We start from the raw sequence: 16,556 nt of genomic DNA, 5'->3' as shown, positions 1-16,556 counted from the left end.
TCACTCTCCCGGTCGTGCGCGCAGCTCGTAGCGCGGGTTGAAGACGGTGCGACGTCCTGCGACCTGGCACACCATGCCGTCGACCTTCAGCCGTCGGCCGGGCTCGATCCCCGCGATCCGTCGACGCCCGAGCCAGACCAGGTCGAGCGCGCCCGACCCGTCGTAGAGCTCGGCCTCGATCGCCGGGACGCCGTCGCGGGGACGCAACGTCACCGAGCGCAGCACGCCGGAGACGCTGGCGCGCTCGCGGTGCGGCAGCGCGGCGACCGGGCAGCATCCCGGGACCCGCAGGGCGTCGGCGCGCTCCTCGTCGGCCTCGATCTCGGCCTGCGAGGCGAGCGCCTTGCGCACGCGGTCGGCGACGGTCATCCGATCTCCGTGATCTCCGGCCCGCGCTCGGGGGGTGCGAGCCGGGGGTCGGCGGACGGCGGAGGAGGCGGTGCCGCTCCCCCGGGCAGCTGCAGCGGCAGCAGGTCCCGCGGGGGCCGGGCGTCGCTCCCCCGCACCACGACGACCTGGCTGAACAGGTTCTCCAGCGTGCCGGCCGCGTCGGGCTCCACGGCGGCGCGCCCTGTCAGGACGCCGCGCAGGAACCACCGCGGGCCGTCGCAGCCGATGAACCGCGCCGGCCGGTGGCCCGTGCGTCCCTCGGTCGTCCGGACGGGCAGCCGTGCGAGCAGCTCGCGGCCGAACGGTCCGGGCAGGTCGTCGACCGTGCCGCCCTGCTGGGTGATGGAGGCCGCGATCTCGTCACGGATCTCGTCCCAGATCCCCTCGCTGCGAGGCGCGGCGAACGCCTGCAGCTGGAGCGAGGAGCCCTCGAGGAGGACCGCGACGGCCGAGACCACGTTCGTCGCCTTGTCGACCTCGAGCCGCACCTCCATGCCCTCGAGCGAGGGCAGCTGGATGGCGCCGAGGTCCACGCGGGGCATCGCCGGGAAGGTCCCCTCGGCATCCCACGGGCCGCGCACACCCGCGCCCAGGTCCTCCCCCTCCTCCAGATCGTCCCCGGGCTCGACGCCCTCCGGCTCGTCCTGGGGGACGTCGGCCGGCGCGTCAGCCGGGCCACCCTCCTTGGGGCCACGACGGAACAGACCCACGTTCATTTCCTCCGACCGGCGCTCACGCGCCCTCGCCCTGCAACGACGTCCTCATGACCCTCAACGTCGGTCGTGACGACAGTAGTTCCGCATCCGGCCGACGGCCGTTCCGCGGTCACGCCGTGGACGCCTCCGCCGCCGCCCAGCCACCGCTGGAGCCGAACCCGCCGTCGCCCCGCACGGAGTCCGGGAGCGCCTCGACCTCGATGAACCGGGCGTGCTCGACCCGCTGGACCACGAGCTGCGCGATGCGGTCGCCGCGACGCAGCGTGATCGCCTGCTCGCGGTCCGTGTTGAGCAACGTGACGGCGATCTCGCCGCGGTAGCCGGCGTCGACCGTCCCCGGGGCGTTGACGACGGTGAGTCCGTGCCGCGACGCGAGGCCGGACCGGGGGTGGACGAACGCCGCGTACCCCGGCGGCAGCGCGATCGTCACGCCCGTCGGGACCGTGGCGCGCGCTCCGGGCGCCAGCGTGACGTCCTCGCGCGCGACGAGGTCGGCACCCGCGTCGCCGGGGTGCGCGTAGGTCGGTGCGGGCAGGTCCGGGTCGAGCCGGCGCAGCAGCACCTGCACGCCCTCGTCGGCGTCGTCGGGGCCTGCATGGCTGGTCGCTGTCACGGGGGCCGACCCTACCGCGCCCAGCACGCCACGGGCACCGGGACCGGCCCGCACGGACCGCCCGGATGCGCGCAGCGACGACGTCCCCGGCGATGAGATCCTGGTGCCATGACCACCTCACGCGAGCCCGCCACGCCCCACGACGAGCGGTCACCGGTCACGGCGGCAGCACCCGCGGGTCGGTCGGGGTTCCACGAGCGCCTGTGGCCCGGACCGCTGGGGTGGGCGGCGGTCGTCACCTTCGCCGCCGTCCTGGGCGCCGCGTTCCTCCCGGTCGACACGCTGCTCTCGCTCGTGGTCGGCGTCCTCGCGCTGCTGGGAGGGCTGGCGGCGGCGGTCCTGACCACCCCCCGCGTCGAGGTCGAGCGGGGCACGCTGCGGGCCGGCACCGCGCACATCCCCGTGCGCCTCCTGGCCGCGCCCCGGGTGCTCGACCGGGCGGCGTTGCGCACCGAGCTCGGGCCGGCGCTCGACGCCCGCGCCTTCGCGTGCCTGCGCTCCTGGATCGGGACGGCCGTGCGCGTCGAGGTCCGTGACCCGCAGGACCCGACGCCGTACTGGATCGTGTCGACGCGGCGGCCCGCCGACCTGGTCGCGGCGCTCGGAGGGACCCGCGTCGAGACCCCACCGACGACGAAGGCCGGCCACCCCGAGGGGTGACCGGCCGGTCAGGTGGTCGAGGCGATCAGGCCGCGCACTCCGAGCACACAGGCATGCCGTCGCGCTCGTAGGCGAGCTGGCTGCGGTGGTGCACCAGGAAGCACTTCGAGCACGTGAACTCGTCGGCCTGGCGGGGAAGGACGCGGACGGAGAGCTCCTCGCCGGACAGGTCGGCGCCGGGGAGCTCGAAGCCCTCGGCAGCCTCCGTCTCGTCCTCGTCCACCACGCCCGAGTTCTTGTCGGAGCGCCGAGCCTGGAGCTCCTGGAGCGAGTCCTCGCTCAGGTCCTCCTCGGTCTTGCGCGGGGCGTCGTAGTCGGTTGCCATGTGTGAGCGTCACACTCCGTCTTCTGCAGCAGTGTCGTGGTACGCGAGATCAATTCGCTGCACCAGCGTTTTGTTCCCCGCGCGGACGGATTCTGCATCACCGCGGGCGCGGATGCGAACACGGACGCGTGACCATGTGGTCGAACGTGACCAGCGCCACCCGCGAAACGGACATTCGTGCAGGTCACGCCCCTGACCTCCGGGCCGTCGGGCACCCGGTTCACCCGCTCTCGCCGCCCGGTCCGTCGGGTGCGTCGGCCTCCTGCTCCTCAAGGATCCGGGCCAGTTCGGCGACGCGTTCCGAGGCTCCCGCGACGGTCATACCCGACCCTGCCGGCGCGCCCCGCAGACCCGCGACGACCCCGCCCGCCTCGGTGACGACGAGTGCCCCGGCAGCCAGGTCCCACGGCTGCAGCCCGCGCTCGTAGTAGAGGTCGAGCCGGCCCGTGGCGACCTGGCAGAGGTCGATCGCCGCGGCCCCCATGCGTCGCACGTCGCGGACCCGCGGCAGGACGGCCGCCAGCACGCGCGCCTGCGCGCGGCGCCGCTCGGCCACGTAGCCGAACCCGGTGCCGACCAGGCAGCCGCCGAGCGGCGGCGCGGCAGCGACGGTCAGGCGCCGGCCGTCCAGGTGCGCGCCGAGCCCACGGCCCGCCGTCCACGTCTCGCGCGTGGCGGGCGCGTGGACGCAGCCCGCGAGCGCGGTCCAGGTCGCCGGGGTCGGCTCGCCCACCACGGCCGCCACGCTCACGGCGTAGGCGGGCAGCCCGTAGAGGTAGTTGACGGTGCCGTCGATCGGGTCCACCACCCAGGTCACGCCCGAGGTGCCCGAGCGGTGCCCGCCCTCCTCGCCGAGGATCGCGTCGTGGGGGCGCAGCTCCGCGAGCATGCGCCGCACGAGGTCCTCGGACGCGAGGTCCATCGCGGTCACCACGTCCACAGCGCTCGACTTGGTCGCGGCGACGCCGACGGTCTCGGGCCTGCCCTCGAGGACGAGTCGGCCGGCCTCGCGCGCGATGCGCTCGGCGACGGCCACGAGCTCGGACACGGGTGGATGACCGGCCGGTGCCGGCTCACGGGATGGGGTCACGCCACCATCCTGCCGCAGCGCGTGCGACCCACCGCGCGCGCCTGGGTCGCCGGGTCCGGCACCCGGGCTCGCGGCGTCGGGCCGCGGCACACCGACGAACGTGCGCGCGTTCCGGCCCGCGAGGTGGCAGGCTCGCCCATGGAGCCCGAGGAGGTCGCATGGGTGAGCTGGAGCTGGTCGGTCTGCACGAGGACGGGGAGCACCTCGTCGTCGTCGCGCCCGACGGGCAGCGCTTCCGCCTGCGCATCGACGACCCGCTGCGGGCGGCGGTGCGCCGGGACCGACCGCAGCTGGAGCAGCTGCGGGCCGAGCAGGCGAGCGCGCTGAGCCCGCGCGAGATCCAGTCACGGATCCGGGCGGGTGCGACCGCGCAGGAGGTCGCCGACGCCGCCGGGGTGCCCGTCGAGGCGGTCCGTCGCTACGAGGGTCCCGTGCTGGCGGAGCGCGAGTACATCGCCGAGCAGGCCCGTGCCACGCGCGTCGGACGCGACTCGGGCGCCCCGGTGCTCGGGGACCTCGTGACCGACCGCCTGGCGGCGCGCGGCGTCGACGTCGGGTCGCTCGCGTGGGACGCGGCGCGCGAGGGCGCGGGGCCGTGGACCGTCCTGGCGAGGTTCGTCGTCTCGGACGAGCCGCACCTGGCCCGGTGGACCTACGACCCGGTGCGTCGCAACGTCGTCGCCGACGAGGACGAGGCGCGCTGGTTGTCCGAGACCGAGCTCGACGAGCCCGTGTCCCGCCGCCACCTCGCTGCGGTGCAGGACGTGGTGTTCGACCTCGCCGCGGTCGAGGCCCTCACTGCGGTGCCGGAGCACGAGCCGACGCACGCGCTCCTGGACGAGCTGCGGACGCGTCGTGGTGTGCGCCAGCCGCTCGACCTGGAGGGTGACGACGAGGAGTTCGAGGGGTTCGGCCCGCAGCACGTCTTCGACTTCGCACCGGGCGCCGTGACCGGTGAACCGACCGGCACGGTGGACGAGGCGAGTGCACCGGGCGCCCACCCGGTGGACGCGGACCCCGCGAAGGAGGCGGTCGTCCTGACACCGCCTCGCGGCGAGAGGGCGTCGTCCCCCCGGGCGCAGCGCGGCGGCGCGAGCACGCACGCGACCGCCCCCGCGTCGGCCGCCGCCGACGATGACGCCGCTGCGGGGGGCGACGGGCATCCCGCGGCCCCCGAGCGCCGGCCGCGACGGACGCGGGCAAAGGTCCCCAGCTGGGACGAGATCGTCTTCGGCGCCAAGCCCGAGTGACGCCCGGGGCCGGCTCGCGCGATCAGCGGCCGGGGTCGCCGGACGGCGCGTCGCCGTCGTCGAAGAGCAGCGTCTGCGCCGACGGTCCCGTCGCACGCGCCACACGGGCGGTCATCCGACGCACGTGGTGCCGCCGGCACAGGACCTCGTAGGCCGCCTCACCCACCGCCGCCCCGACGTCGCCGACCACCACCTGGTCGCCCTCGACGACCATGATGCCGTCGACCGTGCGCGCGTTGTGGGTCGCCCGTGAGCCGCACCAGCACAGCGCCCTGACCTGGAGCACCTCGACCCGGTCCGCGAGCTCGACGAGCCGGGCGGAGCCGGGGAAGAGCCGAGCCCGGAAGTCCGTGGTGATGCCGAACGCGAAGACGTCGGCCGACAGCTCGTCGACCACGCGCGCGAGCTGCTCGACCTGGGCGGCCGTGTAGAACTGGGCCTCGTCGGCGACGAGGTAGTCGACGGGGCGTCCGCGGGTGCGACGCGTGACGACCTCGGCCCAGAAGTCCGTCGTGTCGTCCACCTCGTCCGCGCGACGCTGCAGGCCCAGGCGGGAGGAGATGGTCGCGTTGCCTGCGCGGTCCTGCCGCGTGAACAGCACGCCGTCGCGTCCCCGCGCCGCGTGGTTGTGGTGCATCTGCAGCGCGAGCGTCGACTTGCCGCAGTCCATCGTCCCGGAGAAGAACACCAGCTCGGCCACGACGTTCAGCCCTCCCCGCGCACGGGACGCGCGCTCACCCGAGCACCAGCAGCGGCACGAGCATCTCGCGGGCCGTGAGCGACCCGTGCACGCCCCGCAGCTCGATCGACGCGGGCGTCTGCGTCCGGGAGTCCACGACGGTCGCCGCGCCCGTCATCGCGACGACGACGTCGCCCACGACGGGGCGCACCCGGGGTTCGACGGGGCCGAACCAGCCGGCCGCGACGGCCTCGTCGCGCGTCCGCACGACCGCGTCGTCACCGAGCTCGTCGCGCCACCGGGCGGCGACCACCTCGGGGTCGGCGCCGCGCTCGACGTGGAGGTGGAGCGCGCGCGGCTCTCCTCCCGTGGTGCCGACCTGCGCCCCCAGGACGGGGTCGGTCCCGACGTCGCGTCGCCGGGAGGGGTCGACGTCGACCATCCCGTGGTCCGCCGTGACGACCAGGAGCGTGTCGCGCGGCAGCGACCGCGCGAGTCGGCCGAGCTCGAAGTCGAGCTCGGCGAGCGCCTCACCCCACTGCCAGGAGCCCCACCCGTGGTGGTGGCCCGTCTTGTCGACGTCGTGCCAGTACAGGTACGTCAGCCCGGGTTCACGCAGGGCCCGCACGACCGTGTCGACACGAGAGCCGAGGGACTCCGCAGGTGCGTAGGCGGCGCCCCGCAACGCCGCTCCCGTCAGGCCCGAGCCGTGGAACCTGGCCGGGCCCACGCTCGTCACCCGCACCCCGTCCGCGACCAGGCGCTCGAAGACCGTGGGATGCGGCTGCCACTCCTCCGGGGGCGGCATGTCGGTCCACGACACGAGGTTGCCGAGCCGTCCGGTCGCCGGCACCCGCACGGTGTACCCGAGCATGCCGGTCGCACCGGGTCCGCGGCCGGTCCCGAACGCGGCGACGGCCGTCGCGGTCGTCGACGGGAACGTGCTGAGCAGCGGCCGCGAGGACGCGAGCAGCGAGCGCAGGAAGGGCGCGTGACCGCCACGCTCGGCGAGGTTGAGGTGCCCCAGCCCGTCGACGAGCACGACGCACACGCGGCGCGCAGCCGGCAGTCCCAGGAGCGCCCGTGCGTCCGCTCCCCCGGCCACGTCGGTACCGAGCGACGCCGCGACGGCCGGCAGGACGTGCGCGAGCGACGGCGCGCCCGCCGCAGGCGTCACCAGCTCGTCGGGATGCGGCTCGGACGATGCCGCCCGGCCCGCGGTCGTGGGCGTGCTCACCGCTGCGACGTCGCCGCCGACAGGGTGCGCCCGAACCGGACGGCGGCCAGCACGGCCTCACGTCCCTCGGCCGCTGCGCTGACGCGGACCACGACGTCGTCCGGCGTGATCGAACCGGACATGCCGTGGTCGGCGTCGCACTGCGGGTCGCCGCACGTGGCCGGCTCGAGGTCGACGCGCGAGACGGCGCCCCAGCCGATCGCGAGCGTCAGCTCCGACGCGCCGTCACCGGCGCGGTGGTCCTGCGGGTCGTTCACGACGTGCGTGAACGCGACGGAGCGCAGCTCGCGGAGCGGGACGGCCTCGGTCGTCGCCTGGGCGCTGGCCGACGGGTGCTCGGAGTCGGCCGGGTGGTCGTCGACGTGGGCGACGACCAGCCGGGTCGCGGTCAGCGCGAGAACGGTGACGTGACGACGGACCTCGGCCCCGTCGAACGTCGTCTCGGGGTGGACCAGGTGGGCGACCGCGTCCTCGCCGGCGAGGGCGACCTCGAGGACCTCGCCCACGAGGTCCGGGTAGTAGCCGGCACGGCGCAGGTCGTCACGCAGCGGGGTGGAGAGGGCAGGCACCCGACCATCTTCCCATCCCGTCGGCGGGGTGTGGTGCGCCTCGGCTCGAGTCGCGCCGGGCACGTGGCGCCGAGGGGTTCACGGCCGCGCGAGCCGACGGGCCGCGTCGGCCCGGTCCGCCGGCGCGACGGACGCGTACGCACCGAGGACGGCCAGGCCGTGCGGTGACACCACGACGGGGTTCAGCTCGAGCGACCGCACGTCCGGCAGCGCGTCGGCCAGCACGGAGACCCGGGCCACGAGGTCCTCGAGCGCGGCCACGTCGAGCGCCGGCAGGCCCCGGTACCCGAAGAGCCGGGGCGCCGCCCGCGGCGTGCGCACGAGCTCGGCGACGTCGACGTCGGTGAGCGGGGGCACGCCGTACGCGACGTCGCCGAGGAGGTCGGAGGCGTCGCCGGCGAGCCCGAGGCTGATGACGGGCCCGAACAACGGGTCCTCGGAGGACCGCACGACGCACGCGACACCGTGCGGCGCCATGGCCTGGACCTCGAGCGGCGGCACACCCGGCCCGGGGTCGTGCTCGCCCGCGAGCGCGAGGATCCCCTCGACGTCGGCCCGCAGCTCCGTCTCGTCCGCGACGTCGAGCCGCACGCCGCCGAGGTCGGCGCGGTGGCGCAGGGCCGGCACGGTGGTCTTGACGGCCACGGGCCAGCGAAGCCGCTCGGCCGCGCGGACCGCCTCGTCGGCGTCGTGGACGCGCACCGACGGCCACAGGTGGATGCCCGCGGCCGCCAGCAGCTCGGCGGTCTGCGCCGGGTCGAGCGTCAACGGCGCCCCGTCGGTCGCACCCGACGCGCTCAGCAGGCCGGCCACGAGACGCCCCGCGGCGCGGGTGTCGACACCGTCGGGGTGTACCGGCACGCCGCGGCCGCCGGCACGCCACGCGGCGTAGCGCGCGGCGTGGCCGAGCGCGAGCGCGGCGTCCTCGGGCCCCGCGTAGGCGGGCACGGTCCGCTCCCGCCCGTCGCCGTCCGGGGCCGTGAGCTCGGCGGTCACGCCGTGCAGGTCGTCCAGGCAGGCGACGGTGGTGCGGCCCGTCCGGGCTGCGGCGCGCGCGACCTCGCTGCGCAGCACCGGGTCGTGGCCACCGAGCGTGGGGATGCGCACGACCACGACGACGTCGACGTCGGGATCCGTGTAGACCCGCTCGACCGCCGCGCGCACTCGCGCGGCGTCGGCGTCCTCGCTCAGCAGCTCGACGCAGCCGGTGACGACGAGGCCGGCGGCGGCCGCCGCCTCGGCGACGAGCGCGGCACCGCCTGCGGAGCTGGCGAGGACCGCGGTGCGCCGGCCCGTCGGCAGTGCCTGGTGCGCCAGCAGCTGCACCACGTCGAGCATCTGGTGCACGTTCTCCACCCGGATGGCACCCGACTGGCGCAGCACCTCCTCCAGGGTGCGGCGCGGCGCGCGCGTCGGTCGGACCGCGTGACCCGGGGGCACGACGTGCCCCGACCGACCGGCGGTGAGCACCACGACCGGCTTGTGCGCCGACAGCCTGCGCGCCACCCGGGAGAACTTGCGCGGGTTGCCGATGGACTCCAGGTACAGCGCCACGACGTCGGTGTCCTCGTCCTCGCCCCAGAACTGCATGAGGTCGTTGCCGGACACGTCCGCGCGGTGCCCTGCCGAGACGAGCTGCGCCAGCCCGAGCCCCCGGCGCTCGACCGCGGCGAGCAGCGTGACCGCCAGTGGTGCGGACTGGCAGAACAGCCCGACCCGGCCGGGGCGGGGCGGGCGGGCCGCGAGCGAGGCGTCGAGGGTCGTGCCGTCGTGCGTCGCGAGCAGACCGAACGACGAGGGCCCGACGACCCGCATGCCGGCACCGTGCGCGATGCCCACGAGCAGGCGCTGCCGTGCGAGCCCCTCGGGCCCCGACTCCGCGAACCCGCCGGAGACGAGCACCAGACCACGCACACCGAGGTCACCGAGCCGTCGCGCCACGTCCAGCACGAGCGCCGCGGGCAGCGCGACGACCGCGAGCTCGACCGGCCCCGGGACGTCCTCGATCCGCAGGTGGTGGGAGACCCCGTTCGCGTCGGGCCCCGCGTCGCCGACGCCCACCGCGTGCACCGTGATCCGGCCCGCGCGAGCCTCGGGCACGAGGCCCTCGACGACGCGCGCGGCCTGGCGCGCCGCGAGCCCGCCGTCCGGCCCCGGGTCCGGCCCGGGGCCGACGACGACCACGGAACGTGCCGTGAGCAGCGCCCGCATGGACCGCGCCTCGGTGCGGTGCTCCCGGTCCGCCGCGACGGCGAGCGACCGGTCCGTGGGGTCGATGTCGAAGCCGACCTGCACCACGCCGTCCTCGGTGCGCTGGCGGACCTCGTACCCGGCCTCCTTGAACACCGCGAGCATGCGCCCGTTCTGCGGCAGGACCTCGGCGACGAACCGCCGCACGCCGCGCTCGCGCGCCGCCGCCGCCAGGTGCTCCAGCAGCACCGACGCCAGGCCCTTGCCCTGGTGGGCGTCGGAGATGTTGAACGCGACCTCGGCGGTCTCCGGCGCGACGAGGTCGTAGCGCGCGACGCCGATGATGCGCTCGGGCGCGTCGGTCCCCGGTGCACCGCTCACGGCGACGAGCGCGACGCGGGTCCGGTGGTCGACGGTGACGAGCCGTTCCAGGTCACGGTCGGGCAGCCGCTCGAGGGACGCGAAGAACCGCAGGTACGTCGACCGCTCGGACTGCGCGACGTGGAACGCCTGCAGGGCGTCGGCGTCGTCGGGGCGGATCGGCCGCAGGCGCGTGGTCGAGCCGTCCGTCAGCACGACGTCGGCCTCCCAGCCCGCCGGATAGGGCGCGGCAGGCCCCGGCACCGCTGCGGGGGCGGGCTGCCCGTCTCCGGGGACGACGTTGGCCATGCCGCCAGGCTAGCGGCGCGGCTGCACCGAGGAGGCCCGCCGGGCGGCGACAATGGTCGACGCGCGGGCGACGTCCCGCCGCCACGCGCACGAGCCCGACACGCAGGCCCGTGACCCGTCACCGACACCCCGCAGCATCCCGAGGAGCACACCAGCCCATGGCGCGTCGCCCCGCCAGCCCCGACCTGCCGCCCGAGGACCTCGTCGAGCGGATCGTCGACGTCGACGTCACGACGGAGATGGAGGGGTCGTTCCTCGAGTACGCGTACTCGGTCATCTACTCGCGGGCCCTGCCGGACGCGCGCGACGGCCTCAAGCCCGTGCAGCGGCGGATCATCTACCAGATGGCCGACATGGGCCTGCGCCCCGAGCGGCCCTACGTGAAGTCGGCGCGTGTCGTCGGCGAGGTCATGGGCAAGCTCCACCCGCACGGCGACTCGGCGATCTACGACGCCATGGTCCGCCTCGCCCAGCCGTTCTCGCTGCGCCTGCCGCTGGTCGACGGCCACGGCAACTTCGGCTCGCTCGACGACGGTCCGGCGGCCTCCCGGTACACCGAGGCGCGGATGGCGCCCGCGGCGGTCGCGATGACGCACGGCCTCGACGAGGACGTCGTGGACTTCGTCCCGAACTACGACAACAAGCTCAAGCAGCCGGGCGTGCTGCCCGCCGCCATCCCGAACCTGCTGGTCAACGGCGCGACCGGCATCGCGGTCGGCATGGCGACCAACATGGTCCCGCACAACCTCGTCGAGGTCGTGGCGGCGGCGCGGCACCTCGTGAAGCACCCGGACGCGACGCTCGAGGACCTCATGCGGTTCGTCCCGGGTCCGGACCTGCCGACGGGCGGCAAGATCGTCGGTCTCGACGGCGTGCGCGACGCGTACCGCACGGGCCGCGGCGCGTTCCGCACGCGGGCGACCGCGCGGATCGAGAACGTCACGCCGAAGCGCAAGGGCATCGTCATCACCGAGCTGCCGTACACGGTCGGCCCGGAGAAGGTCATCGAGAAGATCAAGGAGGGCGTGCAGTCCAAGAAGCTCTCCGGCATCGCCGACGCGGTCGACCTCACCGACCGCGCGCACGGTCTGCGGCTCGTCATCGAGGTCAAGACGGGATTCCACCCCGAGGCGGTCCTCGAGCAGCTCTACCGGCACACGCCCCTGGAGGACTCGTTCTCCATCAACAACGTCGCGCTCGTCGACGGCCAGCCGCGCACGCTGGGGCTGGTCGAGCTGCTGCGGGTGTGGGTCGAGCACCGGCTCGAGGTCGTGCGTCGGCGCACGTCGCACCGTCTGACGAAGCGCCAGGAGCGGCTGCACCTGGTCGAGGGCCTGCTCATCGCGATCCTCGACATCGACGAGGTCATCCAGGTCATCCGCGCGTCGGACGACGCCGACACGGCGCGCACGCGGCTGCGATCCGTCTTCGACCTGTCCGAGCCGCAGGCCGAGTACATCCTCGAGCTGCGGCTGCGTCGGCTGACGCGGTTCTCGCGCATCGAGCTCGAGCGCGAGCGAGACGAGCTCGTCGACGAGATCTCCCGGCTGCAGGCGATCCTCGCGGACGACGCCCTGCTGCGCGGCGTCACGTCCGACGAGATGGCCGAGGTGGCGGCGACGTACGGCACGCCGCGACGCACCGTGCTGCTCGAGCACGCGGGCGGCACGAGCCTTGCGGGGGCGGCGGGCGCTCCCGCGTCGGCGAAGGGCGGTGCGCCCCTGGAGATCCCCGACACGCCGTGCTGGGCGCTGCTGTCGGCCACGGGCCTGGTGGCGCGCACCGGGGAGGACGTGGCGCCCGTGCGCGGGGACGGCACGACGCGCAGCCGGCACGACGTGGTCGCCTCGGCGGTCGCCACCACCGCGCGTGCCGACATCGGTGCGCTGACGTCGAGCGGTCGGGTCGTGCGCCTGTCGGTCCTCGAGCTGCCGGCGCTGCCCCCCACCGACGGCCCGCCGTCGCTGTCGGGCGGCCTGCCGGTCGGCGAGGCCGTGACGCTCGAGAAGGACGAGCGCGTCGTCGCCCTCGTCCCGCTGGTCGAGGACTCTCCCCCGCTGGCACTCGCGACCGCTCAGGGCGTCGTCAAGCGCGTCACGCCGGGGGACGTCCCGAACAACCGCGACGCGTGGGAGGCGATCAGCCTCAAGGACGGCGACTCGGTCGTGGGCGCCGCCCTCGCCTCCGACGAGGACGAGCTCGTCCTGGTGTCCTCCGACGCCTCGTTGCTGCACTTCCCGGGCTCCCAGGTGCGCCCGCAGGGTCGTGCCGCAGGCGGCATGACGGGGATCAAGCTGGCCGCCGGTGCGCGGGTCGTGGCCTTCGGGGTCGTCCGCCCCGACGAGGACGCCGTCGTGGTCACCGTCTCGGGCTCGTCGTCGGCGCTGCCCGGCACGCAGACCGGTGCCGCCAAGGTCACGCCGTTCGCGGCGTACCCGGGCAAGGGACGCGCGACGGGTGGCGTGCGCTCGCACCGGTTCCTCAAGGGTGAGGACGCGCTGATCCTCGCCCACGTGGGAGCGGCGCCGGCGCGCGCCACCGGGTCCGGGGGGCAGCCGGTCGACCTGCCGCCGCTCGACGAGCGACGCGACGGCTCGGGCGCACCGCTCACGGCACCGGTCCACGCGATCGGCTGACACCCGCCGCGAGAGCGGACGTCCCAGCGCCTACCGTGGTGCCGTGGCTGCCACCCTCGACCTGCCCCGGTCCGTCCTGCTCGCGCTCTGGCTCGCCGCGTCCGCGGAGCCGGACGCGACGGTGGCCGCGGTGCAGCACGACGACGAGCCGCACGCGGTCGACGCGGACGGCGAGCCGGTGACGCTGCGGGACTGGCTGACGTGGCTGGGCGGCCCGGTCGACGACGTCGCCGTCGTCCTGCCGGTCCCCGGTGACCCGGTCGCCGCCCCGCCCGCGGTGTCGCACGACGCCGTGGTGGCCGGCGAGTGCGTGCTGCTGCGTGCCGGTGCGCGGACGCTCGCAGCCGTGCCGCACGTCGAGCAGTTCGGGTCGGTCTACGAGCCGGGCCACGCGGTGACGTGGCGGACCGCGCCGGTGCCCGACTGGCGTACGACCGTGTGGGCGCAGGTCGGCACGCTGGAGGACGCCGAGCGCGACCTGCGGCGGGGCCTGCTGACCGCGACCGAGGCCCTCGTGTCCCTGGGGGTCGAGCGGTGGCGGCCGGACGCCGCCGACGCGATCGCCGGGGTCCGGGACGGCGCACTGCCCGAGCGTCGGATCCCGCGCGGGATCGAGGCGCAGCGGCTGCGCGTGCTGTCGAGTGCCGCCCGCCTGCGGGGCATCGTCGCGCTGGCGACCCAGGACGACGGCGGTGCGGTCAACACGTGGCAGGCCGACCAGCGGTCGACCGCGCTGCGCGAGGTCGACCGCGTCGCCCGCCGTGCGATGGCCGCGGCGGCGACCCACCTGACCCGCGGCTGATCCCCCCGGTTCACCGGCACAGCGGGCCGGCCTTCTCAGCCCTCGGAACCGCACCCCCGCGACCTCGTCCTTCGGCGGCCCGTGACGGCCTGTGAGCCGCCGAAGGACGAGTTGGGCGCGTCAGCCGGCGAGGACGCGGCGGTACACCTCGAGGGTCCGCTCGCCGATCGCGTGCCACGAGAAGTGGTCCTCGACGCGGCGACGCGCGGCGACGCCCCAGCGGGCCGCCCGCTCGGCGTCGGACACGGCGTCCGCGAGCGCGGCGCCCAGGTCGGCGACGAACGCGTCGGGGTCGACCGGCGTCCCGGTGCCGTCCTGGACCTGGTCGATCGGCACGAGCACGCCCGTGACCCCGTCGTCGACGACCTCGGGGATGCCACCGGTCGCGGTACCGACGACCGGCAGCCCCACGGCCATCGCCTCGAGGTTCACGATGCCCAGCGGCTCGTACACCGAGGGGCAGGCGAAGACCGTGCCGTGCGCGAGCACCGCGACGAGCTCGTCGCGCGGCAGCATCCGGTCGATCCACACGACCCCGGACCGGCGCGTGCGCAGGTCCGCGACCAGCGCCTTGACCTCCTCGAGGATCTCCGCTGTGTCGGGCGCACCGGCGCACAGGACCACCTGCACGTCGGAGGGCAGCGCCTCGACGGCGCGCAGCAGGTACGGCAGGCCCTTCTGCCGGGTGATGCGCCCGACGAACACGACGGACGGGCGATCCGGGTCGATGCCCAGGCCCTGCACCACGCGCCGCGCGTGCGCGACGCCGTCGTCGGTGGTCGGCCGCTTCCAGCCGTCGAGGTCGATGCCGTTGTGCACGACGTGCACCTTGGCCGGGTCGACCGCGGGGTACGACCGCAGGATGTCGGCGCGCATGCCGCCGCTGACGGCGATGACGGCGTCGGCCGCCTCGTACGCGGTGCGCTCGACCCAGGACGACAGGGCGTACCCGCCGCCGAGCTGCTCGGCCTTCCACGGCCGCAGGGGCTCGAGGCTGTGCGCGGTGAGCACGTGCGGGACCCCGTACAGCAGCGACGCGAGGTGGCCGGCGAGGTTCGCGTACCAGGTGTGGGAGTGCACCAGGTCGGTCCCGCCGTCGGTCGCGTCCTGTCCGATGCCGTCGACGATCGCGAGGTCGACGCCCATGGTGGCCAGCGCGGCGTTCGCGCCGGTCAGCCCCCCGGGCACCGTGTACCCGTGGTTGCCCGGCTCCGGGGCCGGGTCGTCGAAGCTGTGCACCCGCACGTCGATCAGCTCACGCAGCACGGCGGTCAGGCCCGCCACGTGGACTCCCGCACCCCCGTACACGTGCGGCGGGTACTCCCGGGTCAGCAGGTCGACGCGCACCGTTGCCTCCAGTCGTGACCGGCCCACCGCCGGTCGTCTGGCGACACGCTAGCGCTCGTGCGCGCGTGTACCTCGCTGCGGACGCCCCTTCGGCTTAAGTTGGTCACATGCCAGCGCCGCGTGTCCTCGCCATCGTCCTCGCCGGGGGGGAGGGCAAGCGCCTGATGCCGCTCACCGCGCACCGCGCCAAGCCCGCCGTGCCCTTCGGCGGCAGCTACCGCCTCGTCGACTTCGCCCTGTCGAACGTCATCAACTCGCACTACCTGCACGTGATCGTGCTGACCCAGTACAAGTCCCACTCGCTGGACCGGCACGTGTCCAAGACGTGGCGGATGTCGTCGCTCCTGGGCAACTACGTCGCCGCCGTGCCGGCGCAGCAGCGTGTGGGCAAGCACTGGTACCTGGGCAGCGCGGACGCGATCTACCAGTGCCTCAACATCATCGACGACGAGCGCCCCGACATCGTGGTCGTGGTCGGCGCCGACCACGTCTACCGCATGGACTTCTCCCAGATGGTGGACGCCCACATCGAGTCGGGCGCCGAGCTGACGGTGGCCGGCATCCGGCAGCCGATCGACATGGCGGACCAGTTCGGCGTCATCGAGACGGTGCCGGGCGACCCCTCGCGCATCGCGGCGTTCCGCGAGAAGCCGTTGGACCCGACGCCCGTCCCCGGCTCCCCGATGGAGATCCTCGCGTCGATGGGCAACTACGTCGCGAACGCCGACGCGCTCGTGCAGGCCGTGACCGTGGACGCCGAGGACGTGAACTCGCGGCACGACATGGGCGGCGACATCGTCCCGTGGTTCGTCGAGCGCGGCACGGCGGGCGTGTACGACTTCATCCGCAACGACGTGCCGGGCTCCACCGACCGTGACCGCGACTACTGGCGCGACGTGGGGACCCTGGACTCGTACTACGACGCCAACCACGACCTCATCTCGGTCGAACCGGTGTTCAACCTCTACAACGACGCGTGGCCGCTGTACACGGGGTACACCGGCCTGCCGCCGGCCAAGTTCGTCCACTCGGGGGCCGGGCGTCTGGGGCACGCAGCCGACTCGATCGTCTCCCCCGGCGTCGTCGTGTCCGGTGCGACCGTGTCGGGCTCGATCCTGTCCCCCGGCATCCGGCTGCACTCGTGGGCGCAGATCACGGACTCGGTGCTCATGGACGGCGTGCAGGTCGAGCGGTACGCCCAGATCCACCACGCGATCCTCGACAAGAACGTCATCGTCCCGGAGCGGGCACGCATCGGTCTGGACCACGACCACGACCGCGCGCGCGGCTTCACCGTGACGGACAGCGGCATCACCGTCGTCCCGAAGGGCACGATCATCACCGACTGACGTCCTGCCACCACGACGTGGGACGGACGCGTCC

At 74.8% G+C, this 16,556-nt stretch carries 15 protein-coding genes; 5 read left to right on the top strand and 10 right to left on the bottom strand.

Features of this window, described 5'->3' with window-relative positions; genetic code table 11:
- From NP048_RS08480 to dut, 3 genes are all read right to left on the bottom strand, one after another.
- The gene (locus tag NP048_RS08480) at nt 1–369 is read right to left on the bottom strand and encodes an OB-fold nucleic acid binding domain-containing protein (protein WP_227578560.1); all 369 of its coding nucleotides are present in this window, start codon (nt 367–369) and stop codon (nt 1–3) included.
- On the bottom strand, nt 366–1,100 hold the full coding sequence (locus NP048_RS08475; RefSeq protein WP_227578559.1) for a DUF3710 domain-containing protein: 735 nt from the start codon (nt 1,098–1,100) through the stop codon (nt 366–368). The genes NP048_RS08480 and NP048_RS08475 overlap by 4 nt, the downstream gene beginning before the upstream one ends.
- A gap of 115 nt (nt 1,101–1,215) precedes the next feature.
- Nucleotides 1,216–1,719 carry a dUTP diphosphatase gene (dut, locus tag NP048_RS08470; RefSeq protein ID WP_227578558.1) on the bottom strand — a complete coding sequence of 168 codons (504 nt, stop codon included), beginning with the start codon at nt 1,717–1,719 and terminating at the stop codon, nt 1,216–1,218.
- Between the two features lie 108 nt (nt 1,720–1,827).
- On the opposite strand from dut, the gene NP048_RS08465 reads away from it, so the two are divergent.
- The gene (locus tag NP048_RS08465; protein ID WP_227578557.1) at nt 1,828–2,379 is read left to right on the top strand and encodes a DUF3093 domain-containing protein; all 552 of its coding nucleotides are present in this window, start codon (nt 1,828–1,830) and stop codon (nt 2,377–2,379) included.
- Between the two features lie 25 nt (nt 2,380–2,404).
- Here the strand turns inward: NP048_RS08465 and NP048_RS08460 are convergent, their stop codons facing one another.
- Both NP048_RS08460 and NP048_RS08455 read right to left on the bottom strand, forming a co-directional pair.
- Nucleotides 2,405–2,704: a DUF4193 domain-containing protein gene (locus NP048_RS08460; RefSeq protein ID WP_089798812.1), complete on the bottom strand. Its 300-nt coding sequence runs from the start codon at nt 2,702–2,704 to the stop codon at nt 2,405–2,407.
- Between the two features lie 220 nt (nt 2,705–2,924).
- Complete coding sequence (locus tag NP048_RS08455; RefSeq protein ID WP_256769465.1) at nt 2,925–3,752, bottom strand: inositol monophosphatase family protein; 828 nt, start codon at nt 3,750–3,752, stop codon at nt 2,925–2,927.
- 200 nt (nt 3,753–3,952) lie between these two features.
- Here NP048_RS08455 and sepH point away from each other — a divergent pair, with 200 nt between their 5' ends.
- The gene (gene sepH / locus NP048_RS08450; protein WP_227578555.1) at nt 3,953–5,044 is read left to right on the top strand and encodes a septation protein SepH; all 1,092 of its coding nucleotides are present in this window, start codon (nt 3,953–3,955) and stop codon (nt 5,042–5,044) included.
- Nucleotides 5,045–5,066: 22 nt separating this feature from the next.
- On the opposite strand, the gene NP048_RS08445 is transcribed toward sepH, so the two are convergent.
- From NP048_RS08445 to NP048_RS08430, 4 genes are all read right to left on the bottom strand, one after another.
- A complete protein-coding gene (locus tag NP048_RS08445; RefSeq protein ID WP_227578554.1) occupies nt 5,067–5,744 on the bottom strand; it encodes a thymidine kinase in 678 nt (225 codons plus the stop codon).
- 34 nt (nt 5,745–5,778) lie between these two features.
- Nucleotides 5,779–6,960, bottom strand: a complete 1,182-nt coding sequence (locus tag NP048_RS08440) for an alkaline phosphatase family protein (protein WP_227578553.1) — start codon at nt 6,958–6,960, stop codon at nt 5,779–5,781.
- Entirely contained in the window at nt 6,957–7,529 is a 573-nt protein-coding gene (locus NP048_RS08435) for a DUF5998 family protein (RefSeq protein ID WP_191779176.1), read from the bottom strand. Before NP048_RS08435 ends, NP048_RS08440 begins: the two co-directional genes overlap by 4 nt.
- Nucleotides 7,530–7,607: 78 nt before the next feature.
- Nucleotides 7,608–10,388, bottom strand: coding sequence for a bifunctional acetate--CoA ligase family protein/GNAT family N-acetyltransferase (locus tag NP048_RS08430; protein ID WP_227578552.1), 2,781 nt, complete (start codon nt 10,386–10,388; stop codon nt 7,608–7,610).
- A 158-nt stretch (nt 10,389–10,546) separates the two neighbouring features.
- Between NP048_RS08430 and NP048_RS08425 the strand changes: the two genes are divergently transcribed.
- Together NP048_RS08425 and NP048_RS08420 are read left to right on the top strand one after the other, a co-directional pair.
- Nucleotides 10,547–13,024 carry a DNA gyrase/topoisomerase IV subunit A gene (locus tag NP048_RS08425; protein WP_227578551.1) on the top strand — a complete coding sequence of 826 codons (2,478 nt, stop codon included), beginning with the start codon at nt 10,547–10,549 and terminating at the stop codon, nt 13,022–13,024.
- A gap of 43 nt (nt 13,025–13,067) precedes the next feature.
- Entirely contained in the window at nt 13,068–13,826 is a 759-nt protein-coding gene (locus NP048_RS08420) for a hypothetical protein (protein WP_227578550.1), read from the top strand.
- 120 nt (nt 13,827–13,946) lie between these two features.
- Here the strand turns inward: NP048_RS08420 and glgA are convergent, their stop codons facing one another.
- Complete coding sequence (gene glgA / locus NP048_RS08415) at nt 13,947–15,173, bottom strand: glycogen synthase (protein WP_227578549.1); 1,227 nt, start codon at nt 15,171–15,173, stop codon at nt 13,947–13,949.
- 107 nt (nt 15,174–15,280) lie between these two features.
- On the opposite strand from glgA, the gene NP048_RS08410 reads away from it, so the two are divergent.
- Complete coding sequence (locus NP048_RS08410) at nt 15,281–16,522, top strand: glucose-1-phosphate adenylyltransferase (RefSeq protein WP_227578548.1); 1,242 nt, start codon at nt 15,281–15,283, stop codon at nt 16,520–16,522.
- The last annotated feature ends 34 nt before the right edge of the window (nt 16,523–16,556 follow it).

This window comes from Cellulomonas xiejunii (genome assembly GCF_024508315.1).
Lineage (GTDB): Bacteria > Actinomycetota > Actinomycetes > Actinomycetales > Cellulomonadaceae > Cellulomonas > Cellulomonas xiejunii.
This window is presented reverse-complemented; position numbering and strand designations above follow the sequence as displayed.